We start from the raw sequence: 25894 nt of genomic DNA, 5'->3' as shown, positions 1-25894 counted from the left end.
TATTTTTCAGCTCTCGGCCGCGGTGGCTTTTCGGTTCAGAACACCCAGTTGACCAGCACCACATAAAACAGGGTGCCCAGCAGGATCGAGAGGCTGGCCGAACGCTTCCACAAGTGCAGCGCCACGGTAAATCCCACCCCTAGCCCCAAGGCGGCGTATCCGCCGGTCTCGCCATCGCTGCCCGTTAGTGCGTAGACCATCAGAATGGCCATCACACCGGCGGGCATCACCAGGCCCAGCCAGGTCACCAGCTCTGATTCACGGAAGAACCGTAGCGCGGCGAAGGGCAGCGCGCGCAGGGCGACCGTCACAGCAAACAACACTGCCAGGATCAGCACGGTAGGCAGCAGTTGCACATCTTCGGGCAAGCCCGCACTCGCTAGGATCATGCTCGCTCACCACCCTGTTCGCGCGCCCGAGCGCTGCCGACCAATAGCTTCATCGCCGCATCCACCGGTGGCACGAAGAACCGCACCAGCAGCACGACGAAGTACACGCTCATCGCCACCATCAGCATGTTCTCCGGAGAGATAAGCAAGCCAATCCCGGCCGCCACTACTGCGGTTAGGGGAAGCGAGAGGTCCTTGTATCCCGCGAAGGCCTCGATGGCCAACACGGTAAACAGCGCGGTCAGCGCGAATTCCATACCTTCGATCTCCATCGGCAGCATGGAGCCGAACAGCCCGCCGATGATTCCTCCGCCGACCCATCCGGATTGCAGCATCGCCTGCACAGTGATCACCCGTGGACCGGTCCATTCCACATCGCGGCGGGCGGAAATCACCGCATAGGTCTCGTCCGTGAGCGCATAGACGCCGTACATGCGACCCACCAGGCTTTTTATTTTGGTCAGCGGGTAGTTCAGCGCGTAAAAGACGTGTCGGAAGTTCACCAGCAGCCCATACAACGCGGCACTGAGCGGCCCCACCCCGCCGGTGATCAGCGAGAGAGCCAAAAACTCCATCGAACCGGCGTAAATCGCAATCGAGAGCGCCGGTGCCCAGAACCAGGCGAAGCCCAATTGCGTCACCAGCAGCCCAAAGGCCACGCCCAGCGGGAACATGCCCAGCGCCACGGCCCACACATCACCGATACCGGTCTTGATCTGTTGGGGCACCCAGCCGCGAGGCTTATCGTTGTTTGTTCCCCGCGCCACTTAGTTCCGCTCCGGATGTTGCGCCCAGGTGGAGAAGAGATTCTCAGGGAAGGGGCGCCGAGCCATGATCTGCCGCCAGGTTTCGCTGGGCCTTTCGGCAAAGACGTCCTCGTAGGTGGCCTGCTCAGCTTCAATGAAGCCAGCCTTCACCCACTGCGTGATGTGCTCTACCGGGGCGGTGACGTAGCTGTGGAATAGGCGTAGACCGGCTAGCTCGCTGCCGGTGGCTTCCACTTGCTGCTCCACGGAGTTCTCCGGATCTCCCGTGTGGATGTGCAGGAACTGGTGGTTCTTGCCGAACAGTGGCGCACTGGTTTCTTCGTCATGCGCTGCGCGTTCGGCATCCATGGAGCTGGCGAGGTAGCCCACTCCCAGCACCACGGGCTGGTTGTGCCCGCCGATGAAGAACACCTTGGGCTTGCTCAGCGCCTTGGCCAGCTCTGGCAAATGATTGGCCACAGGGTCGGTAGACATCACGCCCAAGCGCACGGCGATGACCGTGTCATTGTCCTCCACAGAAAGCACCAGCAGGCTATCTGCCGTGGGGAACCCCGGTGCCGCCAGTTGTCCGGGCTCGGTGCCGAAGCAATCGGTGAAGGTGTGCATGGCGTCGAGATCAAGAACATCATCCTCAAAACCCAGCCCATCGAAACCAGGGTTGGCCACGCTGCGCGCGGACATGAAAAGGATGTCACCGGGGGAGACGTGCAGGTCAGAGGCTTGGCTCATGGTCACTTCTCCTTGTGCTGTTGGTGCTGTGCATGGTCTTGTTCTGCGTGATCCTGCTGCTCGGCCCACCACTGCTTCAGCGCCGTAATGGCCTCCTCGCGGTCCAGGGGACCCCGATCCAGGCGCAGCTCCTTAAGGTACGCCCACGCGCGACCCACGTCGCGGCCCGGCTTGAGCTGCAAGATCTCCATGATCTGGTTGCCATCCAGATCCGGGCGAACAGCTTCTAGATTTTCCTGCTCCTGCAGCTCCGTGATGCGCTGCTCGAGCCCGTCATAAGTGCGCTGCAGGCGGCGAGCCTTGTTCTTGTTCCGGGTGGTGCAGTCCGCCCGGACCAGCAGGTGAAGGAGGGGAAGCAGGTCTCCGGCGTCAGTGACATAGCGGCGCACGGCGGAATCCGTCCACGTGCCATCGTCCTCTGCAGAGCCGTTGCCCTGGCCGTACCCGTGGAAACGCATGTGCAGGCGCACCAGTTCAGAGATGTCCTTGATGTGCTGCTTGGAGTACTTCAACGCGCGCAAGCGGTGGCGCGTCATGCGGGCGCCCACTACTTCGTGCTGATAGAAGGTGACATTGCCGTTTTCGTTGAAGTCCCTGGTCTCCGGCTTGCCGATGTCATGCATCAGTGCGGCCCACCGCAACTCCAGGTTGGGTTTCATTCCGCGCTCACGCTCCAGCTCTACCGCATTGCCCAGCACCTTCAGCGAGTGCCAGTACACGTCCTTGTGCTGGCGGTGCTCATCCTGGGTCAACTTCAGCGCGGGCAGTTCGGGCAGCACATGCTCCGCCAAACCTGTGGTGACCATCAGGTCCAGGCCGCTCCACGGCTGTTCGCCGAGCATGAGCTTGTTCAACTCCACGGCCACGCGTTCCACGGTGATGCGCTGGATCTGGGTAGACATATCCTGCATCGCGGACTCCACGCGCGGTGCCACCTGCAGGCCCAGCTGGGAAACAAAGCGGCAGGCCCGCAGCATGCGCAGCGGGTCATCGTTGAAGCTGATCTGCGGCGAATCCGGGGTGTCCAGCACGCCCGCGGCTAGATCGTCCAGCCCGCCGAGCGGATCCAGGAAGGTGTGCTCGCCTTCGGTAGCAAGCTCCAAAGCCATGGCGTTCACGCGGAAATCGCGACGCACCAGATCCCCGTCCAAGGTGTCACCGAAGGTGACCTCGGGGTTGCGGGACTGGCCGTCGTACTGGTCCGCGCGGAAGGTGGTGATTTCCAGGGTCATGCCCTTGACCAGCGCAGATACGGTTCCGTACTCGATGCCCGTATCCCACACCGTGCTGGCCAGCGGCGTGACAATCTCGATGATCTCCTGCGGACGTGCCGGAGTGGTGAAGTCCAGATCGTGCGTCAGCCTGCCCAGCAACGCATCGCGCACGGACCCGCCCACAAGGAAAATCGGTTGCCCAGCCGCAGCAAACGCCACTGCCAGCGGGCGCAGCCAGCCATCCAGTTCCTGCAGACCCTGCCACGCGTTGGCCATCAGCTGCGCTGGGGCAACGCTATCTGCCGCAGCCTCCGACCCACCGGGGATCACCACATCAGACGCAGGTTCGGGCAGGCGTGGGGCGGGGGAGGAGGTTGGGTCAGTCACAGCGGTAATTCTACCTTGCGACTTTTGCGCGTTTTCAGCCCTCCCACTCACGCAGTTCGTTCTTTTTCACCTTGCCTGTGGAGGTGCGCGGAAGCTCGTCGATGATGCGGTAATCGCGTGGCACCTTGAACCCGGCCACCAGTCCGCGGCAGTGATCGATCACTGAGGCCTCCACGTTTTCATCCGCCTGGTTGCCCGGCGCGAGCACCACAAATGCCCGTAGCGCTTCACCCCATTTGTCATCTGGAATTCCAATGACAGCCACGTCCGCGATCGCCGGGTGGCTGATGATCGCCTGTTCCACCTCGATGGTGGAGATGTTCTCGCCGCCGGAGATCACCACATCTTTGTCTCGGTCCAGAATCTGGATGTACCCGTCCGGGTGTTTCACAGCAAGGTCTCCCGAGTGGAACCAACCGCCAGCGAACGCCTCCGCGGTGGCATCGGGATTGTGGAAGTATTCCCGCATCACCACGTTGCCGCGCATCACCACCTCGCCCATCGTCGCGCCGTCCGCAGGCACATCCACCAGCTGAACGTCAGCCGGGGAGTGCTTCGGGATCTGCTCCACCACGCGCACTTCTTCGCTGGTCACCATGGCAATTCCCTGGCGGGACTTCAGCTTGGCACGCTCCGCGGTGGACAGCTCCTTCCACGCGGGTTGCGGCGCGCAGGCCACCGTAGGTCCGTAGGTTTCCGTCAGCCCGTAGACGTGGATGATGTCAATGCCCAGGTCCTCGCACGCGCCGATGACTGTGGGGCTCGGCGGCGCTCCGGCCGTGGCGATCATCAGATTTGTCACTTCGTGTGCCTCCTCCGCGTTGACCAGCGTGGTCAGCACCGCAGGCGCACCACACAGATTGCTCACGCCCTCTTCGTCGATCAGCCGCCACATTTCCGGACCTCGCACCGCACGCAGCGCGATCTGCGTGGACGAGGCCGCCATCGCCGCCCATCCCGTGCACCAGCCGGAGCAGTGGAACATCGGCAGCGTCCACAAATAGACAGAATCGCGCGTGTACTGGTGCGTCATCACCATGCCCAGCGCCGCTAGATATGCCCCGCGGTGGGTGTAGACCACGCCCTTCGGCCGCCCGGTGGTGCCGGAGGTGTAGTTAATCGCGATGGCCGCGTCCTCGTCGTCCACGCCGTAGGTCAGCCCCCGGGTGCTTGCTTGTTCTTGTTCCCTATTTTCGACGCCAGCAACGAACTCTTCGAACGTGATAACCACCCCAGAATCTGGATGATGAGGCTGGGGTTGGGAGCCGTTGGCGTCGGGAATAAGAACGAACGTCTCCACCAGACCTGCGCTTCCGAGAGTGCGACGGCACGGATCGATCAGTTCTTGCTCACCGAACAGGATGTTGATGCTGGCGTGATCGCAGATGTAGCGGACTTCGGCGGGAGCCAGGCGGGTGTTGATGGGGACGAGTACTCCGCCGGCGAGGGGGACCGCGAACTGGGCGAGTAGCGCCTCGTAGCTATTGGCGGCAAGCATGCCCACGCGCTCGCCAGGGCGTAGGCCGCCTTGCAGTAGACCCCGTGCCATGGCTTCTGCGTCCGCTTTCATCTGTGCGAACGTGAAACTGCGCGGGCCGTCTTGGCAGGCAGTGCGATCTGGGTAGGCGGTGGCGCTGCGCTCGAGGAAGCGAAGAGGGGACAGAGGTGCGTTGAGTCCGGCGAGCATGTTCGGCTCCTAACTTTGCGGTAGCTGGCGCTGATGGTCAGCAAAGGATGCTTCCATCCTTACCGCAAAGTAGTGACTCATATCACTTGGTTGGGGAAACTAGTGGGCTCCGCTGCTCGTTCAGTGCTGCCCTGTATATGACATCTGCCCCCATCCCACAGCGAACACATTTGTGCACGCTCGTGCCAAAGTTCCACATTATTTAGGTGGGCGACTAGTCTTATCGGAATGAGTGAGAGCGAGACCACCGGTGGCGCGCCACGTCGTCGTCGGCGGCGCCGTTCCAACCGCAATAACGCGAATAAGCAGGGCAGCCAGCAACAGTCCGGCGGAAACCAAGGCAAGAACCCGCAGGCCAAGAACAATTCTGCGGGCAAGAGCGGAAATAAGCCCGGCAACCGTCCCGGCGGAAACGCCAACAACGGCGGCAAGTCCGGCAACCGCAATAACCGGGGCGGCAAATCACGCCGTTCGGGCAGCGCGAATAGCTCCGGAGGTAATCGCTCCGAGAACAACCGGAATAATCGGCGTACCAGCTCCAATCAATACCGTCGCAGCCCGGCGCGTCCGTCGTCGCACTACAACGATGCCCACTCCGAGCTGCCCGTTTCCGTGGAAACCTCAGCAGGTGGCTTGGTCATTTCCGGGCTCGCAGAGGCAGTAGGCAACGATAATAACGTTGACCTCTCCAAGATCTACGTCGCTCTCATCGGGCGCTTGGACCGTCGCGGGCGCCTGCTGTGGTCCATGCCCAAGGGGCACGTGGAGCCGGACGAGTCTCAGCACGCCACTGCGGAGCGCGAAGTGTGGGAAGAAACGGGTGTCGCTGGCGAGGTGATCGCGGATCTGGGAACGATTGACTACTGGTTCGTCTCCGAAGGCGTGCGCATCCACAAAACGGTGCACCACCACCTGCTGCGCTACGTTGATGGTGCCCTCAACGACGAAGACCCCGAGGTTACTGAAGTGTCTTGGCTGCCCGTAAACCAGCTGGTAGAGCGCTTGGCGTACGCCGATGAGCGTCGCCTGGCACGCCAAGCATTTGAACGGCTCCCCGATTACGCTCGGGAAGAAGCCAAGGCTGGCCGGTACACCCCGCGTTAGGTTGCTGATGTCTATTCGAGCCAATCGCCTGCGACAGCCTCAGCCCACCTCTGGGCTGAGCACGAGGTTGCGCAGGCCTGCGCTGACCGTGGCTGCCACGTGCGCTGCGACGATGATGACCTGCGCAAACGCTCTACCCGGCGCGATAAACAACGCGGTAGATCACGTACTTCACCCCATGGCCACGGCCCAGGCCCAGCAGAATCCGCGCCAATCTCACGACCCAGCCAATGACCAAGAGGCTGGGGTGTGGAGCAATCCGCAGGCACGCAGCACGGATCCTCACCTGGGCGTGCGCGTGGGGCTCGCCTCGCTCGATGTGCAGGACCGCTCCATCGATGCGCAGCTGTCCTTACGCAATGACACTGCCGCTCCCGTCAGCAACATCGCCCTGCGTGTGCTTTCGCAACCGGTGGCAGGCAGTGCCTCGGCGGTTCGTTCCGCCCAGTTGGCCAACTTCGGCGAATATCAGCAGTCCTCGGAGTTGCTCCGGCTACCAATTTCCGTTGCGCCAGGGGAAAGCCAGACTTTCTCTCTGCACCTGACCCCAAACGATTCCACAGACCCGGAATCTACAAGCACGCTGGTCACGCCCGGCCTCTTTACTGAAGGCAGTCACCCGGTGATGTTCAGCGTCACCGCCGATGCGCAGTCCTCGGATCAGTCGCAGGGCCAGCAGGAACCCACGCAGCAGTTGGTGGGCGTGGCCCGCACCACCGTCAGCATGACCGAGCCACGCACCCCGGTCGATCCAGCCGCCCCTGCCGCAAACCCTTCGGATGACGCTCCCACCAGCCCCACACCGGTGACCTTCATGTGGCCATTGGCTGCGGAAACACACGTTCTTGGAGGAGCCACGGGTGAGGCACCACAGCGCGGCCCCCTTTACCTCACAGACGAGCATCTGGCCGACGAACTCGCTGACAACGGCCGTCTGCGCACCTTACTGGACACTTACCGCGAGGCACTGGAGGGCCCGGAGGGCACCAAGCTCAAGCAGGCCAGCTGCCTGGCCATCGATCCAGAGCTGATCGACACGGTGGACCGCATGACGCGTGGCTATCGCGTGGGTACCGAACGCCCGAGCCCAGTGGACGTGCCCAAGCAGCTGCGTGATTCTTGGGGCGATATCTTCGGCGGCGACGAGCCCAAGTATCAAGAGGGCCGGGGTGCCGCAGACGCTCGTCAGTGGATCGCGGATCTCAAGGACACGGTCAACCAGGGTTGCAGCGTCGCTCTGCCGTATGCAGGTGCGGATCTGGACACGATTGCGGCCACGCAGCAGGATTGGCTCGGCGTTCACGCCGTGGCTCAAGGTCCGCAGATTGTTCACCGCATTTTGGGTGTGTGGCCCACGCAGAATGTGGTGATTCCCGACGCCGGTTACCTCACTTCCGCCGCAGCCCCTTTGTTGCGCCATGCGGACACGCTGGGGGAGGAGTTGGATCTTTCCGATGAGTTTGAGCGCCGGGTTCGGCTCCATAACTTGGCGGACGGCGCTCCCGCTGCCACGCGCCCTGGAGCAGAAGGCGACGATGACACCGTCACGGCCATCGTTGCGGATAACACCCTCAACGTCTCCGCAAACAACCCAGAAGCGGACAATTCCGCGAACACCGGCATCACCCCAGTTCCCGTAGCAAATATTACCGGCGCAGTACCGCAGTCGACGCGCGGGCAAGTGACGCTGAATGCGGTGGGCTACTCCGCAGATTTGGGCTCGGCTCTGCGCGCCACCGGTTCGCACCCAGAGATTGCGGCGTATTCGGATCCCGCTAAACGCTACAACGTGGAGGAAGACAGTCCCGCGGCGCGCATGGCTGATGCCACCGCGATTTTTGACGAGGAGGTACGCGCCGGCGATGCCGTGGTGGCCATCCCACCTGCGCTATGGTCCGTCGATCAGACTGGAGCCAACGCATTCTTGGATGCGGTGACCTCCAGCTTTGCAGACAACCGAGCAGAACCAGCGTCACTGAGCGCTGTGATGCAACAGCGCTCCCAGCCGGGCAATCTGACGGAAAGCTATACGGACCCCGGCGAGGTCTCGGCAGAAACGGTGCAACGGATTGCCGATCAGGCCAACACGCTGGGCGAGCTAACCACAACCATGAGCAATGATCCCACCATCGCTCTGACTCGCGAGGCCTTCACTCGGCCGTTGTATGACGATCTCACCCGCGCCACCAGCAGTTATCGCATGCGCGAACGTAGCTCGTGGGCGGACGTACGGGCGGGCCTCGCGCGCCGCCTGGATCAGGTGCAGGACATGATTGCCTCCCTGCAGCGCAGCGTGTCTTTGGTCCCACCCGGCAACGTGTTCACGCGTACTTCGGATTCCTCGCCGCTGCTGGTGCTGGCACGCAACGGGCTTCCTCTCCCAGTACCCATCACCTTGGACTATGAAGTGGAAGACGATAAGCCGCTGACACTGGAATTGCCGGACGATAACCAGTCCATCCCCGCCAAGGGTTCCATCACGTTGTCGCTCAATACGTCCTCGGAGAGCGCTAACGCAGAAGAGAGTGACGCAAACCTCACAATGTGGCTTAACTCCCAAGGTGGCGATCGCATCACGGAGCCCGTCCAGCTGCGCATGCAGTCCGTCCCCGGAGTCTCTCCCGGGTTGATCATCGGCGTGCTTATGCTGCTCATGGGAGTGGGCGTGGCAGGAAGGGTGTTGTGGAATCGTCGCTCCGGCTCGGCCACAACGTCCAAGAATCGCCGCGGCCGCAGCCACCCACAGCGCTTGGATCTGGACAACAAATAGCAGACACGCCCCGCACAGGTTAGGTATCCGCGCGGCTGGTGAACCAAGATGGTGGAGTGACTACCCCTCACTCTTTTTCTGACGATTCACGCACGGAGCACTCCGAGCGCTCGGAGCCGGACCTCACGGAGAGTCCACGCGAGACCACAGGACAGCGTGGCCGCTTCCGCCGTTCGCGCCCTCCGGCGCTAGCTCCCGAGCGCAAGCAGAGCACGCCTGCCGCGCCCGCAGCAGCTGCGACTGCCACCGCGACAGTGGATCACTCCACTCTGTCTGAGTCCCCCAGCGAGCGGCAGCAAATCAACGCTGAATTCGCAGAGGTGGCGTCGGAACAAGAAGTCGACGGTGACGGCCGGGAGGAAACGACCAGCGACACCCAGGTGGTGCGCGCGGGCGGTTCCATGGCCATCGCCACCATGATCTCCCGCATCACGGGCTTTTTGCGCACGGTCCTGATCGGCTCGGCGCTGGGCCCCGCGGTCGCTTCTGCGTTTAACACCGCAAACACGCTGCCCAACCTGATCACCGAGCTGGTGCTGGGTGCCGTGCTGACCGCCCTGGTGGTGCCGGTGTTGGTGCGTGCGGAGAAGGAGGACCCGGATAAGGGTGAGGCCTTTATCCGACGCCTACTCACCCTCACCTTCACGCTGACCGTGGTGATCACGCTGCTGTCCCTCCTGCTGACCCCGATTCTCACGCGCGTGATGCTGGACACGGAGGGCAAAGTCGATGTAAATATGGCCACCGCGTTTGGCTATCTAGTCCTGCCACAGATCTTTTTCTACGCCATGTTTGCAGTGTTCATGGCCATCTTGAACACCAAGGAGATCTTCAAACCCGGCGCGTGGGCACCCGTTGCTAACAACGTGGTCACACTCGCCGTCTTGGGTTTTTACCTGTTGCTTCCCGAGAGCTCAAAGCTGCAACCGTTCGAGAATGTCACTATTACCGATCCACACATCCTGTTGTTGGGATTGGGAACGACTCTGGGTGTGGTGGTGCAGGCGCTCATCATGGTGCCTTATCTGCGTAAAGCCGGAATCGATATTCGCCCTCTGTGGGGCATCGATGAACGCCTGAAGTCCTTCGGTGGAATGGCAGTTGCAATCGTTGTCTACGTTGCCATTTCCCAGGTTGGTTTCGCTCTGAATAACAGAATCGCAGCCAATTCCAGCGATTCGGCAGCTTTCATCTACCAGCAAGCCTGGCAGCTATTGCAAGTTCCATATGGCGTGATTGGCGTGACGCTGCTGACTGCCGTCATGCCTCGGCTATCCCGCAATGCTGCGGATGGCGATGACAAGGCCGTGGTCCGCGATCTCACGATGGCCTCTAAGTTGACCATGATGGCGTTGATCCCGGTGATCGTGTTCTTCACCTGCTTCGGCACGCTGATTTCTTCCTCCTTGTTCGCCTACGGAAGCTTCGATCTGCAGACCGCGAACGTGCTGGGCTGGACCATCAGTTTCTCCGCCTTCACCTTGATTCCTTATGCGTTGGTTCTGCTGCACCTGCGCGTTTTCTACGCCCGCGAGGAAGTCTGGACTCCCACGTTCATCATCGCCGGCATCACTATCACCAAGCTGGCCCTGGCTTTCAGTGCACCTCTGATTGCCACCGAGCCACGCTTGGTGGTGGTGCTGCTGGGTGCCGCGAACGGCATGGGCTTTTTGGCCGGCGCGATCATCGGCCACCGCCTGCTGAATCGTTCACTGGGCAGCCTTCGCTTCCGGGACGTCTCGCACGCGGGCGGTTGGGCCTTGGGCGCTTCGTTGCTGGGCGCGTTGGTTTCCTGGCGGTTGGATGCCCTGCTGACGCGCTTTGTTTATCCCGGCGACGGCATCGGCCACCCCTGGTTCCTCATCCGCATGGGCATCACGGGCATCGTCTTCCTCGCCGTCACTGGCATCGTGCTGTCCCGTTCGCGCCTGCCGGAGGTCACCACGGTGGGTGCCGCGCTCTCCCGGTTGCCGGGTGTTTCCCGTTTTGTTTCCCGACGCCAACCCGCCCCCGATCAGCCTCTTGCCCAGCAACCATCGCAGGCATCCGAGGCAGCTGTGGTGGCTTCCGCCACCAACACGATGTCCCCAATCCTTCCGCCGCTGTCCGCCGGACGAGTCCGCGGACCCCGTCTGGTTCCGGGTGCCCCGATCCTCGGCGGTCAGTACCGCCTCCTCGCCGATCACGGTGGCTCAGCGGCGGCCCGTCTGTGGCAGGCCCGAGACCTGTCTACAGGCGAGGTGCGGGCGCTGACCATCATGGATCCCGCCGTGCTGGGTGGGCACAAGGGCCGCGACGAAACCGCTTCCCGCACCCGCAGCAATGCCTCCCGTGCACAGGCCAAGGCGCAGATCCTGCGCCGGGCCAAACTGTTGGCGTCGCTGGATACGCCGGGCATGGCCAAGATTCACTCTGTGGTTGATGGTGGATCCTTGGTGCTGGTCATTTCCGAGTGGATTCACGGCAGTCCACTGGACGCCGTGGCTGAGTCCGGACCGGATCCGCTGGCTGCGGGCTATGCGGTGGCGGACTTGGCTGATGCGGCTGCAGATGCGGCGGACGTGGGCTCGCCCATGGGCTTGGACCACCGCGACCGCGTGCGCATCAACACGCACGGTTCCGCTGTTCTGGCTTTCCCTGGCGCGCTGCCGGAAAACAGCGTGCGCCAAGACGCTCACGGCGTAGCTACCGCCCTGGGACTGCTTTTGCGCAATGTCCCGGATGAAGAAATCCCAGACGAGCTTGCCCACGAGTATTTCCGCTTGCGGGAGCTGACTCGGAACAAGAGCGAAGAATTGAATCTTCGGGAAGCCGCGCGAACCTTGCGTCGACTCACAACGGGCGAGCTGGCGATCCACGAGGACACCACGCCGGACCCTTCCTCCCGCGCTGGATTCGGCGTGGAGAAGGTGCGGGCTCGCACGCTGGTCAAGGCCGGTGCCATCGCACTGATCTCCGTGGCCATCATCACTGCCATCGTGATCACGGCCGTCAGCGTGCTGGGCGGCAACCGCCAGGATTCCCCAGTCTCGCGCAACTCCTTGCAGGACGGGGCCAATGCTGTGGCGAACCATGACCCAGCCGTGATCTCGCTATCCGTGGCGGAGGAGTGGATGCCGCAGGACGGACGCGGTACTGAGGATTCGCCGGAGCTGGCCGAGCTCACCGTGGACCACAACGCATCCACCGCGTGGGAGTCCGATACCTACCTCAACCAGCTGGGCACGAGCCCCACAGCAACGAAGGAGGGAATCGGCCTGCTCATCGACCTTCCAGAGCAGACCATGGTCTCCTCCGTATCGCTCGAAGGCTTGCGGCCCGGCACCACCATTGAGCTACGCTCCGCCGACGGTAAACCCACGACGCTGAGCGATACCGAGTTGCTGGACACCGTCCGCTCAGATGGAGCCACGAAAACCGTGGATCTGACGAGCCAGGGCAGCAATGCCGACGCAGGCGCCGAGGCATCGAGCGCGGCCCAGCCCACGGAGACCGCGTCCCACAATGCGGATCGTCCAGTAGGCAACTACCTGCTGGTGTGGATCACCGAGCTGCCACTTCCGCAAGCTGCGACGATTAGCGAGGTCAGCGTCATGGGCACGTGGAAGGATCAACCGGCCGGCGGCACCTCCGCTTCAACACCGGCTCCCACCACGTCCGGCAGGGAGCAATAGTTAACTAGCCGCTGGTTATCCACAGCCGGCACAGTTATCCACACTTGAGGTGGCAGGACGCGCTTTTACACGGCGCGCCCTGCCACCTCGTTGTTATGGTGTAGCTGTACGCACGCTCGTCAACGAACAGCATGGCTTGTCACCGCATCGGGGGATGCGCAAGCACTGCGAACGGGCGGCACTGAAAAACTCTTGGGGGAAGAGCACATGACCATCCGTCTCGCCTACGATTACCGCGCCACCACAGACGCTGAACTATTGCACGGACACATCGCGGGCAACCGCGGCGCATTCAATGAGCTGGCACGCAGGCATCACAAGCTGATGTGGAGAGCAATCCGCCAAGTGGGCATCACCAACGAAGACGAAGGCTGCGACATCCTGCAAGATGCACTGCTGAAGGTGCATCGCCACGCACATCGCTGGGATGGATCCGCCAAGGTCGGGACGTGGATCTTCGCTTTGGTGCGCAACACCGCGCTGACTCACATCCGCGCGAAATCGCGGCGTGTGGAGCCTGGGCTGATTGAGTTTGAGGAGCGGATAAAGAGTGTCGCCGCAGCGGTCCCGCGGGAAGATTCCACCGTGATGCGGTTGGATCTGCACCGATATGTGAACGCCATGGCGTCGGAACTCAAAGAGGTCCTGGTACTGACCACGCTGTACGGACTCAGCGAAGTGGAAGTGGGGGAGAGGTTGGGCATACCGGTGGGGACGGTGAAATCTCGGAAGTCGCGAGCGCGCAGGACGCTACGGGAGATCATTACTGCCGACGGTGGGGACTTGGCTCCGATGGTGGTGGCGGCGTAGGGGAGCGAACGTGGGGGCACAACGGCGAGGAATATGCTGCGGGGGCTGGCGGTTAGAATGGGATGAAACTTTCAGCACGTCTCTACCTCTATAAGGAACTCGATTCACCATGACTCAGCCTTTCCTGCAGGCCCCAGGACTACTCGGCAACTCTACGGCGAAGGATTCCTCCGCAGTACCGGAGAGCTCCGTGGGCAACCAAGGTGACGTTCAGGGCGATCAGCACGTCCATGATGTGATCATTATCGGTTCCGGCCCTGCTGGTTACACCGCAGCGGTCTACGCAGCTCGCGCGGACCTGAAGCCTTTGGTGTTTGAGGGAATCGAATACGGCGGGCTGCTCATGCAGACCACCGAGGTGGAGAATTTCCCCGGTTTCCAAAACGGCATCATGGGCCCCGCACTGATGGAAGAAATGCGCGCCCAGGCTGAGCGCTTTGGTGCAGATCTGCGCGGTGAAGACGTGGAGCGCGTGGAGCTGGACGGCCCAGTGAAGAAGGTATGGGTCTACGGCGAGGAATTCCGCGCGAAGACCATCGTTTTGGCTACGGGCGCTGCGCCTCGCTACCTGGGCGTGCCCGGCGAGCAAGAGATGCTGGGACGTGGCGTATCGGCATGTGCCACCTGTGACGGCTTCTTCTTCAAGGAAAAGCAGATCGCAGTAATCGGTGGTGGAGATTCCGCCATGGAGGAGGCAGACTTCCTCACCAAGTTCGGCGATAGCGTCACCATCATTCACCGTCGTGATGAGTTCCGTGCCTCCCAGATCATGCTGGACCGCGCGCGCAACAACCCAAAGATCAAGTTCATCACCAATGCCCAGGTGGTCGCTGTCAACGGCGAGAGCGCTGTGACCTCGTTGACCCTGAAGGACACCGTGACCGGCGAGACCAGCGAGCTGTCGATGGACGCCATGTTCGTAGCCATTGGTCACGATCCTCGCACCGAAGTATTCGCAGGTCAGGTGGAATTGCAGGATAACGGTTACGTCAAGGTTGCCGAGCCGGGAACACATACGTCCATCGACGGCGTTTTTGCCGCTGGAGACTTGGTGGATTCCCACTACCAGCAGGCCATCACCGCAGCGGGCTCTGGCTGCCGTGCGGCATTGGATGCCGAGGAATTCCTCGCGGCGCTGACACAGTAATTGACGATATTTCCGCAGTTCACGTTACTACGGAACGTCGCTATGGTTGATTGTGGCCTACTCCGAGTAGGATGTGGCTTTGTAGATATTGTCTGCTTCAAGCGTGCACGCTTTTTTCGTCACAACTAGGAGGCCCACCCGATGGCTCAGATCCAAAAGGTTACTCAGGCCACTTTCAAGTCGACCGTCACTGATTCCAAACTCCCTGTTCTGGTGGATTTCTGGGCTGAGTGGTGCCAACCATGCCATCGCATGAACCCGGCTCTCGAAGAACTCGCGGAGGAACTGGATGGCAAGGCGGTTATCGCCAAGGTCAACGTGGACGAAGAGCGCGCTTTGGGGGCAATGTTCCAGATCATGTCGATTCCGGCTCTCCTCGTCTACAAGGACGGGGAAAAGGTTGCCGAGTTTGTTGGTGTGCAGTCCAAGGACACGCTCAAGGCCAAGCTCGAGAGCCTGGCATAAACCACCACGTTATTAAGATTATTGAAGTAGGTTTTTTGACCAGTGAATAAGTTCTTGCTCCGAGTAGGCGACCGCAGCCCGCGCGTCGCTGAGGTTCGTGGCACCTTGGCGCGACTTGGCCTCGTCGAGGATTTCGAGGGCGATACCACCGGTAGCAAAACCCAACAATGGGCCCACGAAGATGAATTCTTTGACGAGGACCTCGCCAACGCGCTGCGCGCTTTCCAGCAAGATCGCGGAATCGTCGCTGACGGTGCTATTACTTCCGGCACACTCCGCGCCCTGCGCGAGGCCTCCTACAAGCTGGGCGCACGCATTCTATCCCTGCAGAACAATCAGCTTGTGGGGGATGACGTCAGCGAACTTCAGGCTCAGCTTCATGACCTCGGTTTTTACACCAACCGAGTGGACGGACACTTCGGCCCTCAGACCCACAAGGCAGTGGTCGCCTACCAAACGGATTACGCTCTCCAGGCCGATGGACTAGTGGGGCCGAGCACACTGCGTGCTCTGTCCTACCTTGGACGCCGGATTACCGGCGGTTCACCGCAATCCATCCGGGAAAAGGAGCAGATTCGCGCCGCGGGCCCACAGCTGTCCGGCAAGCGTGTGGTCATCGATCCGGGCCTTGGCGGTTCGGAAAAGGGCGTATCGGTCCAGGGCAAGCACGGGCAAATCTCTGAGGAAGACATTCTGTGGGATCTGGCAGGGCGCATCGAAGGCCGCATGATTGCCGCCGGCATGGAGACCATTCTTTCCCGCCCGCGCTCAGCTAATCCCTCCCAGTCTGACCGCGCTTCTATGGCTAATGCTTTTGGTGCTGACGTAATGATCTCGCTGAAGTGCGATATCTATCCCAATGACAAAGCAAACGGCGCGGCGAGCTACTTCTACGGCTCTATGCACGCATACTCCTCCATGATCGGAGAGAAGCTCTCTGGCTTCATCCAGAGAGAAATTGCCGCCCGCACCCCTTTGCAGAATTGCTACAACCACCGCAAGACGTGGGATATTCTTCGCCTGACCACGATGCCCACGGTGCAGGTAGTTCCTGGCTATCTCACCAATGGCCAAGACGTGGCGGTACTGACTGACCCTTCCATGCGTGACACGATCGCTGAGGCCATTGTGGTGGCCGTGAAGCGCCTCTACCTGTTGGACAATGACGTTCACTCCACAGGGCAGTTTACTTTCGACGAGCTGTTGGCTCGCGAACTTCGTGGCTAAATTTGCTCCGCTTCACCTTTGAGCTATTTCCTCAGTGCTGCGGATAGGCTCTTCGCGTGCGCCGGATAGTTCTTTTTACCGCCGATGACTGTTGGCCAGGGGCTGACTGCAGCTCCTAGTGCTTGCTTGTCTTCGTTGACTCCCACAGCAAACATTGATGCGGCTTCTCCGATGTCATACCGGTATCGAGGGTATTTCGCGTGCTTCTGAATCAGAGTAAATCCCTGATCGCGGACAATGTCCTCAGAGATAACGGGGGAGACGCTGAGATGATCCATCCGCTGCTCGGAGTGATCATTCAACACGAGTTCGTGCCAACCCCCATAGGCCTCATCAAAGAAGTACTGCTGATTTTCTAGTGGCTGCGTAGCTCGGACTGCTCCCTCTACCGGGTTCTTCTTATCGTGTGCGCGAAGGTATCCGTCGATATCTAGCTGCAGCGCTTTTTCGATTAGATCCTCTTCATCCTCTGCTCTAGCGAAGGTCTCTATTGCCTTGATACCCCGCTTCCGCGCCTCGGCTACTACGGCCTCGATAATTTGATGTTCGAGATACAGTCCCATATATGCTGCCGTGACATAGACGTGCGACATGACTACAGCGTCCGGGGAGATAGGTCCAGACGGCATCACCGCATAACCAGGAAAGTAGCCAGCCGGGGCAAAGAATACAGTTGCTGCAGGTATTGACTTCGCGTCGCTTTCCCCCGTGCTTACCAGCGCGGTAAACCCGCACGTTCCCCATTCCATGAGCACGCGTTGGATCCACAACTGTTTATCGAAGGCTCCATCCTCGCATTGGCGCGGCCGGTGGTTGTCCTCCCACTCGAGCTCCCAACACGTGGTCGATCCCGCTGCCTTTTCCAGCTGCCCGAACGCAGAGCCGTTGACTGGCGCTATCTCTATTTTCATTTCACCTCCTCTGGGCTCTTTCTTTGTTTGTTCATTGATTCTCATCCCATCCTATGGGCATGGCGGTTTCCTGTCTGAGCTTTCTGAATATCCCCTTTTGTGTGCTGCTTCCCATCGCACATCGGATTCTTTTTGAGCGGTCCCAGCGATTCCGTTCGCGGTCCCTGGGCGTTTCACGTGAAACTTCTGCTTTGGCCCGTGGATCTTCTCTATTTAGCAGTCGAGGCGTTTCACGTGAAACATCGCTTCTTTTTCAGCGAACACCCGCCCCGCCCGAAGAGGATGTTTCACGTGAAACCAACCGAGCTGTGCATAGAAACGGGGTGAGCCTTCACCAAAAGACCTCTATACCGAGTCAGCAATAGCCGACACATTGACCCAACCTCGTTCACAAAAAGGCCGGATGTTTCACGTGAAACATCCGGCCTGTCCATCAAGGCAAGGGTACTAGAACCAAAATTAGTCAGATTCGAACTTCAACATCTCCACGATGCGATCGAAGTCCTCTGGGCCGCCGAACTCAACGACGATCTTGCCCTTCTTCTTGCCCATTTGTACAGACACTTTGGTTTCCAACGCATCTGAAATGTCATCCACCCAGTGATTCACGTGGGAGGGGAGCGGTGGCTTACTTCCCTGACCCTTCTTCTTTGAAGTGTCATCTCCAGCCTGACGGTTCAGGAGAACAACCGCTTCCTCTGTCGCGCGTACCGACATACCTTCAGCAATAATGCGATTAGCGAGCCTATCTTGGGCGTCAGCACCCGCACGGACTGAAAGCAGTGCTCGAGCGTGTCCGCTACTGAGTACACCTGCAGCTACTCGTCGTTGAACTCCTACCGGCAACTGCAGTAGTCGAATCATGTTGGTAATTCTTGGGCGAGAGCGTCCGATGCGACGTCCGAGCTCGGCTTGAGTGACTCCGAATTCCTCCAAGAGCTGCTGGTAGGCCGACGCTTCTTCGAGTGGGTTCAACTGCACACGATGGATATTCTCCAGCAAGGCGTCACGAAGCATTTCTTCGTCATCCGTCTCGCGCACGATCGCAGGGATAACCTGAAGACCAGCACGCTGTGACGCCCGAAGCCGCCTTTCACCCATGATCAGTTCATAGTGAGTATCCGCATCCGGTGCCTCGCGGACAACAATCGGTTGCATTAAGCCAAATTCTCGAATGGAATGTTCGAGCTCTTGCAGTGCCTCTTCGTCAAACACTGACCGAGGCTGCTTGGCGTTAGTACGGATATCACCCAGAGAGATCTCTCGGTAGGTAGCTCCGAAATTCGTGTCTGTTGTCACCTCGTTGGCATCAGAAGACCTAGTTGACTGATCGTTAAGACTATTGGCCTGGGCTCCGTTCCTCTTCACACCTGAATCATCCGCGGAAGCTGCGACGCCAGTCTGAGATCCCTTGGTGGAATCCTCATTCGGGAAGTTTTTGGGTACAACCTTCGTGTCTGAACCTTGGCCGGCACTCACAATCGTTTCGTCACTGTGACCCTTCGTCGCTGCTGCGGTTGATCCCGAGGCAGGTGAAGTTTCGGCCGAATGAGCCGAACGACCGGAAGGGGAGTGGGTTCCTAGAATTACATCCGCCGCCCCATTGCCCAGAGAGGGACGAGCATTGCCCGTAGGAATTAGGGCGCCGAGACCTCGTCCGAGACCACCCCTTCGCGCGTTCGATACTGCGCTAACGGAAGGCATCCCAGACTTGTGCGCCTTGTTAGGGGCACCGTCATCAATCTCTGACTTAGATGATTGACGTTTCCCATTATTGTTCGTAGCCATAGTCAGGGTAATCCTTAGTGGAGATCCGGAGCAATACCAATTGGAGCAGTTTCAGAAGTGGGTGAATAGTCACCACGTTCGGCTAGCTCTACAGCAGCGTCAAAATACGCCCGTGCTCCGGTCGATCCACCGTCGTATTGAATCACGGTCTGACTGTATCCCGGTGCTTCTGAAACCTTAACACTACGCGGGATGTGATTGTTAAGAACAACCGAGCCAAAGTGGTTACGTACTTCGTCAGCAACCTGCTGCGAGAGCTTGGTACGAGCGTCATACATCGTAAGCAATACCGCAGAAATATGGAGAGAGGGGTTGAGGCTCTCCCGAATCATCGTGATGTTGTTTAACAGCTGTCCCACGCCCTCAAGGGCGTAGTACTCGCACTGTATAGGGATAAGAACCTCTTGCACCGCATTCATGGCGTTAATCGTGAGCAGGCCAAGGGAGGGAGGACAGTCAATAAACACATAGTCGAATCCATGCTCTTGCATGAAGGACTCTCCTAAGGCATCTGATAGCCGGTATTCGCGACGCACCAGAGAGACCAGTTCAATCTCCGCTCCAGCCAAATCAATAGTCGCAGGGATGCAGTAAAGATTAGGGTTTTCTCCGCTTTGCTGCATGACCTCAGAAGGTGTTGCTTCGCCGATCAGCACTTCGTAGGACGACGGAGTGCCCACGTGATGATCAGCATCGAGAGCCGTGGAAGCGTTGCCCTGAGGATCGAGGTCTACCACCAACACCTTTAAACCGTGCATGGCGAGAGCCCACGCAAGGTTCACTGTAGAGGTAGTCTTACCCACGCCTCCCTTCTGATTGGCGATGGTGAAGGATCGACAACGCTCTGGGCGATCCAAGTGCAGGTTTGCGGTATTACTCAGCCGAGCTGCTTGCCGAGCAGCCACATCAATAGGTGTGGAATCCCAATCCATACTGGTCATGAACTTCCTCTAGTCTCTACGCACCTTTTCAATGCGAAGTTTCACGTGAAACATCGGAACCTGACGATTCACAAACCGCTACCGATGACAACGATGTGTCGATGACTCAACACTAGTGGGCGAGGGAGACAGCAACAACGCGACTGTTCTTTATAAAAAGCACAAAGGGGCCGACCCCATAAAACCCAGCAAATACTACTTAACTCGCGAGATGATCACGACGTGCGTCGGTTCTCCCAAAACGGCATCTCCAACCGTTTCCACCCGGCCCGCATCTCCGCCGGCCTTCCTAATCTCCACAGCGTCGCGAGTTAGCTCTTCGGCAACAGAGTCCCCCTTCAGAGCGCGCATGCTGCCCCCCTTACGAACAAGTGGCAAAGACCACCGTGTGAGCTTGCCAAGAGGCGCAACAGCTCGCGAGGTAACGATGTCCGCTCCTCCTACTGCAACCACTGATTCTCGCTCCTCAGCGCGGCCGCGAACTACTTCGACATTCGGCAGCTCAAGGGCCGCCACAACCTCATTCAAAAACGTCGTGCGTCGCAACAGCGGCTCCAGGAGCTGGATCTCCAAGTCCGGTCGGGCGATCGCCAAAGGTAATCCGGGAAGCCCAGCGCCAGACCCCACATCAACAACACGGGCACCTTCGGGAATGACCTCTTCCAAAACTGCAGAATTGAGGATGTGGCGATCCCACAAGCGACTCACCTCACGGGGACCAATCAGGCCTCGCTCGATACCCGCGCCAGCAAGCCACTCAGCGTAGAGGTTGGCCATATCCAAACGCGGGCCGAACAATTCGGAGGCGTTTGCGGGGGACAGGGGAGCAGAGTTCTCATTGTGAAGTTCCACGTGAAACATTCTAGCCCCCCAGCGCACGCACAAAAAAGGGAGCCAACACCCCACACGGGATGTTGACTCCTCGAGGCTCCAATTGTCCTAAAGCTCCGAAAGAAAACACATCTTCAGGCCGGACGATTCACGAACTACCTGTTGCCCTTCTTACCCTTCTTCGGAATATCTGGGCGCGCGCCAACCTTTGGCGCAGACGTCCGCTTCAGCGCCGCCTTAGCTTCCTTCTCTTCTTCTTCCTCGCGGTCCATCTTGGCGAACAGCAAACGCTGCTGGACCAAGGTCCACAAGTTGTTAGTAAACATGTAGAGAGCAAGACCAGTCTGCCACAGGAAGCCACCCATCAGGTACATAACGGGCATAACCCACAACATCATGCGCTGCATCAGATCCATCTGCATCTGCATCTGCTGAGCCTTCTGATCATCGGCAGGCTTCTTAGGGTTCGCAGCCTGACGCTTCTTCTGGCGATCCATAGACATGCGCGCGCTGAAGTGCATCATGACGGCCGAAGCCAGCATCAGCGGAACCACCACGAAGATAATGTTGTTGCGCGTGAAGTCCGCCGCTACACCCAACGGGGAGAACGCATCGTAATTACCCGGATCCATCGAAATGTAAGCGGACAACGGGCTACCGAACAGACGAGCATCCAGGAAACTCTGCACATCGTCCACACCAAAGATGTAGTTAGGGGTGTTTCGCGTCTCTTCAACAGTCATGCCAAGCTCACCGAAAGCGCCGCCCGTGCGGTTGAACGAGCGCAAAACATGGAACAGACCAATGAAGATTGGGATTTGCACAAGCATCGGCAAGCAGGATGCGAGGGGGTTGAATCCCATATCCTTCTGCAACTTGCGCATTTCCAGAGCCAGCGTTTGCTGGTCATTCTTGTACTTGCGCTGCAGCTCCTGCATCTTAGGTTGGAACTCAGCCATCTTGCGAGTGGACCGAAGCTGGTTGGCCATGGGCTTGACCAGCAAAATGCGGATGGTGAACACAAGGAAGATGATGGCCAGCCCCCAGGTGATGCCGGAAGCCGGGTCGAGCACGAGGCTAAATGCCTTGTGCCAGAACCACAACACCGCCGAGATGGGGTAATAGATAAAGTTCAGCACGTCTGAAGGGTTCTCCTATGTCAGAGTTCTGGGAAAACTGATGGGCAAAAAACTTGGTCGTCCTCAGCGGCACGCATATGTATCCAAGAGCGAAACTCGGATCATCACGTCCACAGTTCGATACGTCAGTTGCGGCGTGACGGTGGAACGGGATCCCATCCGCCGGGGTGCCACGGACCGCATCGAGCCAATCGTCCAAGAGTCAGAACCAACCCCTTGAGCGCCCCATGTCTGGAAAACGCCGTCAAGGCATAGTTGCTGCACGTCGGATCAAAACGACACGTAGGCCCCATTTTAAGACCTGAAAGGTATTCCTGGTAACCCAAGATTGCTCGGCGCGCCCACAGAGCTCGGGTTTCAGTGGGCTCCACACGTTCTGCCGGTGACTCATTAGGAATCGGCTCGTTGCTTGGCGATTCGTCTGAGGCAGCTGCGCACATCCTTTTCTACCTCCTCGGTGGTTGCGGTGGCGCTGTTGGAAAGCGCTCGGATGACGATCGTGTGGTGTGATTCGATGTCGACGCCACTTCTGTCATCCAAGATAGAGCTAAACGCGGCCCTGATCTTTCTCGCAGTATTGTGGCGTACCACTGAGTTACCTACGGCCTTGGAAACCACGAGTCCCATCTGCGGACCGCCCCAGGAATCAATACGAGGATTAGAGACCTTCCCCAGCTTCTTAGGGATCGAGGGTTCCAGGACGTAGACCACCACCGTGCGACTACCCTTTTTGCGACCGCGCTTAATCGTGCGCGCAAAGGCTGCGGACGATCGCAAGCGGTGAGGAGCAGGAAGCACGGCGGTCAAGACCTTTTCTTAAAGGGAATAAATGAAAGAAAAGCCCGGCTCCCACTTCGAGGGGAGAGCCGAGCTTTCACAAGATCGAGCAGTGAACGCGAATTTTACGCGGTCAGAGACTTGCGACCCTTGCGACGACGTGCGGACACGATTGCACGACCTGCACGGGTATTCATGCGGGTGCGGAAGCCGTGCACGCGTGCGCGACGACGGTTGTTCGGCTGGAAAGTACGCTTGCCCTTAGCCACGGTACTTCACTCCTTCATTACTAGTAACCCGAGTACGCACCGGTGACCTTCAACCTGAGTATTCATTTACTTCAGACGAGTGAGCCAGGCGGCTTCCGTTGGAACCCGCATCTGCCTCAAGGTGTTCACCTTTGCGCCCACGGATTGTGGACGGTTGTGCCGCGAAGAACTAGATATTGCGGCTTATATGGCATCTGTTGGGATAACGGGGGTAAAGCGTGAAGCTCACTTCTTACCCGCTACACCGTGTGTGATGCCGCAGACCTCACCAAGGATACGCGGTCAGAACAGTCAAAACAAAACGAGCGCACATATGACCTCGGGATTAGCTTGTGGAAACGATGCGCCGATTCTTTGTCCACAAACTGTTTGCGGGATAAATGCCATATCGTCTAGCTGTGGACAACACCCACACCCCCGAAGTTTAAAGTGAGAGTTTAGGGTATGTTTATGCAGGTCACGCGATTTTCCCCAAACAAGTAGAGTTATCCACAAGCATCGACTACATTGGGGATAACTCTGAACTGAAAGTTATCCATAGCTGTGCACAACTCTGTGGAATACCAGTTAAACGGACATGTTTGGCTGTGGAACAAGCAGTGAAGAACTTGAGTATAAGTTCATGAACTTCAGGTGACGTTTCACTGCGAGCTGACAGGCACTTGCCAGCCTGCCAATACCCCCCAATCACGAACCCAGACGACCCACCACTGACAGATCGCGACACACTGACCCAATGACTGACCCCAACGCCTCCGCTTCTATGCCGTTTCCAGACCTATGGAACGCTGTCATTCCTCAATGGATCTCCGATGACCCACAGCAACCGCAATTTCCTGCGATTACCCAAAGGCAAGGGGCACTACTCGATCAAATTGAGCCGGAAGTTTTAGCTGGTCACTACATGATTTTGAAGACCACGTCCCGGCTGGTCCGCGAGGAAGTAGAGACCAAACTCAACGCCAAAATCTGCGATGTCTTCAGCAAGAAGTTAGGCCAAGACATTCAGCTGTCCATCAACATCATCGAACCTACAGAACCTTCTTCTAAAACAACCACTTCGGCTAATTCCGTACCGAGATCAGAAGCGGGAACTCCCCAGGATTCCGCCGGCCAGGTATCCCGCGCGCAATTAGCCGAGGAGCACGCTCGCAGCTACCAAGCCTCTACCGAGCACATCAACGAAGAGCCGTCGCCCACTCCAGAATCCTGGGGAAAGATGGTCAGCCCAGGGCTTCGGGAACACGATCGTGGATTCCAGCCCCCTAATCCAGCCCAGGCAGCGCCTACTCAGGGGAGTAGACAGGGCTCGAAGGGGGAGAGGTTGGCGTCGAGAAAAGAAAACGACGTACAACCACCTGCGCACAGCAAGCCTGCCCAACCCACCCCGGCTGGTCCCGGCAACGAAGACGAAGTGTTCCTGAACCCCAGCTACACGTTCGAGAATTTCGTGACTGGTTCCTCGAACCAGCTGGCCTATGCGGCGTGCCGCGCCGTGGCAGAATACCCCGGAAATTCCTACAACCCGCTGCTCATCTGGGGTGAATCGGGACTCGGCAAGACCCACCTGCTGCATGCGATCGGACACTACGCACGCGAACTGCGTCCCAACATGCGGATCAAGTACGTCTCCAGTGAAGAGTTGACCAATGACTTCATCAACTCGATTTCCACCGGTGCGCGCGACGATTTCAAGCGGCGCTACCGCAACTTGGACCTGCTGATTGTGGACGATGCTCAGTTCCTGCAGGGCAAAGAGTCCACGCAGGAGGAGTTTTTCCACACCTTCAACGCTCTGTACCAAACCGGTAAGCAAATTGTGCTGAGCTCCGATAGGCCGCCGCGGCAGCTGACCACGCTGGAGGATAGGCTGCGCACGCGCTTCGAATCAGGGCTGATCACGGACGTGCAATCGCCTGATCTGGAAACGCGCATGGCGATTCTGTCCACGAAATCCACGGTGGAGTTGCCGCAGGACGTCAAGGAACTGATTGCCTCGCGCTATGAAAAGTCCATCCGTGAGCTCGAAGGTGCGCTGATTCGCGTGGTGGCATACTGCAACCTCGGCAAGGAACCGCTATCTATGCAGGCGGCCGAGGCGGCGCTGCGGCACATCATGCCTGGTGACGGGGATATTGAGATCACCCCGGAACTGATCATTGAGATTGTCAGCGAGTTTTTCTCTCTGACTCCGGACGAGATCGTGGGTAAAGGCCGCGCACGTCAGGTGGCCAATGCCCGGCAAATCGCCATGTACCTGGGACGCGAACTCACGGATCTATCTCTGCCCAAGCTGGGGCAGGCCTTCGGCGGCCGAGATCACACAACGGTGATGTACTCCGAACGACGAATCCACGACAAGATCCAAGAGGATCACAAGACCTTCAATCAGGTCCAAGAGCTCACGCAAAGAATCAAGGCTCGTGCAAGGAATTAAGAGAATCTCAGCCCCGCAGGGGGTTGGGGAGTGCACTTGTCCACAGTTATCCACAGATTCCTGGGGACAAGTGGAAAGTTCTGTGGATAAAGTGCGCCCGCTCGACCACTACAGATAGAAGTTATCCACAATTCCACAGTGTTTTCCACATGTGTAATTACAAGAATGTCATTACGGGTGACCCCGCACCGCTGCTGACAGGCTTGAGATTTTGATTCGAACTTGGGGATAACCCATGGTTAAACACGGGAGAAATGGTGAACAAGATGTGTATAACTGCCCCACGCAGATTTTTCTCCACAGCCTGCGGAAGTTATCCACAGTTTCATCCCCACAGTTTCAACAACTAAAAAGTGGCCACGACGTGCCCAAACAGGCACTATCCCACAGTTCACACAGCCCCTATTACTACTTCTAAATCCCTATCTAAA

General features: G+C 58.8%; 21 protein-coding genes. 8 read left to right on the top strand and 13 right to left on the bottom strand.

Annotated elements, in window-relative coordinates; genetic code table 11:
• Nucleotides 1–35: 35 nt before the first annotated feature.
• From IM764_RS07935 to IM764_RS07915, 5 genes are all read right to left on the bottom strand, one after another.
• Nucleotides 36–389, bottom strand: a complete 354-nt coding sequence (locus tag IM764_RS07935) for a branched-chain amino acid transporter permease (RefSeq protein WP_194187485.1) — start codon at nt 387–389, stop codon at nt 36–38.
• Entirely contained in the window at nt 386–1156 is a 771-nt protein-coding gene (locus tag IM764_RS07930; RefSeq protein WP_288802027.1) for an AzlC family ABC transporter permease, read from the bottom strand. Before IM764_RS07930 ends, IM764_RS07935 begins: the two co-directional genes overlap by 4 nt.
• Nucleotides 1157–1885: a hypothetical protein gene (locus IM764_RS07925; protein ID WP_099298531.1), complete on the bottom strand. Its 729-nt coding sequence runs from the start codon at nt 1883–1885 to the stop codon at nt 1157–1159.
• Nucleotides 1886–1887: 2 nt separating this feature from the next.
• The gene (locus tag IM764_RS07920; RefSeq protein WP_194187516.1) at nt 1888–3375 is read right to left on the bottom strand and encodes a CCA tRNA nucleotidyltransferase; all 1488 of its coding nucleotides are present in this window, start codon (nt 3373–3375) and stop codon (nt 1888–1890) included.
• A gap of 145 nt (nt 3376–3520) precedes the next feature.
• Nucleotides 3521–5173, bottom strand: a complete 1653-nt coding sequence (locus IM764_RS07915; RefSeq protein ID WP_194187484.1) for an AMP-binding protein — start codon at nt 5171–5173, stop codon at nt 3521–3523.
• 228 nt (nt 5174–5401) lie between these two features.
• Between IM764_RS07915 and IM764_RS07910 the strand changes: the two genes are divergently transcribed.
• The 7 genes from IM764_RS07910 to IM764_RS07880 all read left to right on the top strand — a co-directional run bounded on the left by IM764_RS07910 (nt 5402) and on the right by IM764_RS07880 (nt 16370).
• Complete coding sequence (locus tag IM764_RS07910) at nt 5402–6277, top strand: NUDIX hydrolase (RefSeq protein ID WP_194187483.1); 876 nt, start codon at nt 5402–5404, stop codon at nt 6275–6277.
• A 7-nt stretch (nt 6278–6284) separates the two neighbouring features.
• The gene (locus IM764_RS07905) at nt 6285–9047 is read left to right on the top strand and encodes a hypothetical protein (protein ID WP_194187482.1); all 2763 of its coding nucleotides are present in this window, start codon (nt 6285–6287) and stop codon (nt 9045–9047) included.
• A gap of 56 nt (nt 9048–9103) precedes the next feature.
• A complete protein-coding gene (locus IM764_RS07900; RefSeq protein ID WP_194187481.1) occupies nt 9104–12721 on the top strand; it encodes a murein biosynthesis integral membrane protein MurJ in 3618 nt (1205 codons plus the stop codon).
• 207 nt (nt 12722–12928) lie between these two features.
• A complete protein-coding gene (locus IM764_RS07895; protein WP_194187480.1) occupies nt 12929–13531 on the top strand; it encodes an RNA polymerase sigma factor in 603 nt (200 codons plus the stop codon).
• 109 nt (nt 13532–13640) lie between these two features.
• Complete coding sequence (gene trxB / locus IM764_RS07890) at nt 13641–14678, top strand: thioredoxin-disulfide reductase (protein ID WP_099298536.1); 1038 nt, start codon at nt 13641–13643, stop codon at nt 14676–14678.
• Between the two features lie 141 nt (nt 14679–14819).
• Complete coding sequence (trxA, locus tag IM764_RS07885) at nt 14820–15143, top strand: thioredoxin (protein WP_099298537.1); 324 nt, start codon at nt 14820–14822, stop codon at nt 15141–15143.
• Nucleotides 15144–15185: 42 nt separating this feature from the next.
• A complete protein-coding gene (locus tag IM764_RS07880; protein WP_099298538.1) occupies nt 15186–16370 on the top strand; it encodes an N-acetylmuramoyl-L-alanine amidase in 1185 nt (394 codons plus the stop codon).
• A 23-nt stretch (nt 16371–16393) separates the two neighbouring features.
• Here the strand turns inward: IM764_RS07880 and IM764_RS07875 are convergent, their stop codons facing one another.
• The 8 genes from IM764_RS07875 to rpmH form a co-directional block, all read right to left on the bottom strand.
• On the bottom strand, nt 16394–17281 hold the full coding sequence (locus IM764_RS07875; RefSeq protein WP_099298539.1) for a hypothetical protein: 888 nt from the start codon (nt 17279–17281) through the stop codon (nt 16394–16396).
• Nucleotides 17282–17740: 459 nt separating this feature from the next.
• Nucleotides 17741–18985 carry a ParB/RepB/Spo0J family partition protein gene (locus IM764_RS07870; protein ID WP_194187515.1) on the bottom strand — a complete coding sequence of 415 codons (1245 nt, stop codon included), beginning with the start codon at nt 18983–18985 and terminating at the stop codon, nt 17741–17743.
• Between the two features lie 98 nt (nt 18986–19083).
• A complete protein-coding gene (locus IM764_RS07865; protein WP_099298540.1) occupies nt 19084–20010 on the bottom strand; it encodes a ParA family protein in 927 nt (308 codons plus the stop codon).
• 195 nt (nt 20011–20205) lie between these two features.
• Entirely contained in the window at nt 20206–20871 is a 666-nt protein-coding gene (gene rsmG / locus IM764_RS07860) for a 16S rRNA (guanine(527)-N(7))-methyltransferase RsmG (protein WP_099298541.1), read from the bottom strand.
• Nucleotides 20872–20996: 125 nt separating this feature from the next.
• On the bottom strand, nt 20997–21980 hold the full coding sequence (gene yidC / locus IM764_RS07855; protein ID WP_194187479.1) for a membrane protein insertase YidC: 984 nt from the start codon (nt 21978–21980) through the stop codon (nt 20997–20999).
• A 125-nt stretch (nt 21981–22105) separates the two neighbouring features.
• Nucleotides 22106–22327 (bottom strand): membrane protein insertion efficiency factor YidD, encoded by a 222-nt coding sequence (gene yidD, locus IM764_RS10375; protein WP_255510490.1) that lies wholly within the window; start codon nt 22325–22327, stop codon nt 22106–22108.
• A gap of 43 nt (nt 22328–22370) precedes the next feature.
• Nucleotides 22371–22778: a ribonuclease P protein component gene (gene rnpA / locus IM764_RS07845; RefSeq protein ID WP_194187478.1), complete on the bottom strand. Its 408-nt coding sequence runs from the start codon at nt 22776–22778 to the stop codon at nt 22371–22373.
• A 104-nt stretch (nt 22779–22882) separates the two neighbouring features.
• The gene (gene rpmH, locus IM764_RS07840; RefSeq protein WP_099298543.1) at nt 22883–23026 is read right to left on the bottom strand and encodes a 50S ribosomal protein L34; all 144 of its coding nucleotides are present in this window, start codon (nt 23024–23026) and stop codon (nt 22883–22885) included.
• Nucleotides 23027–23696: 670 nt separating this feature from the next.
• Here rpmH and dnaA point away from each other — a divergent pair.
• Nucleotides 23697–25463, top strand: a complete 1767-nt coding sequence (gene dnaA / locus IM764_RS07835) for a chromosomal replication initiator protein DnaA (protein ID WP_370551577.1) — start codon at nt 23697–23699, stop codon at nt 25461–25463.
• Nucleotides 25464–25894: the final 431 nt, after the last annotated feature.

Source organism: Corynebacterium sp. ED61, assembly GCF_015233855.1.
Classification (GTDB): Bacteria; Actinomycetota; Actinomycetes; order Mycobacteriales; family Mycobacteriaceae; genus Corynebacterium; species Corynebacterium dentalis.
The sequence above is the reverse complement of the archived record's forward strand: the minus strand, read 5'-3'. Positions and strand labels throughout refer to the sequence as shown.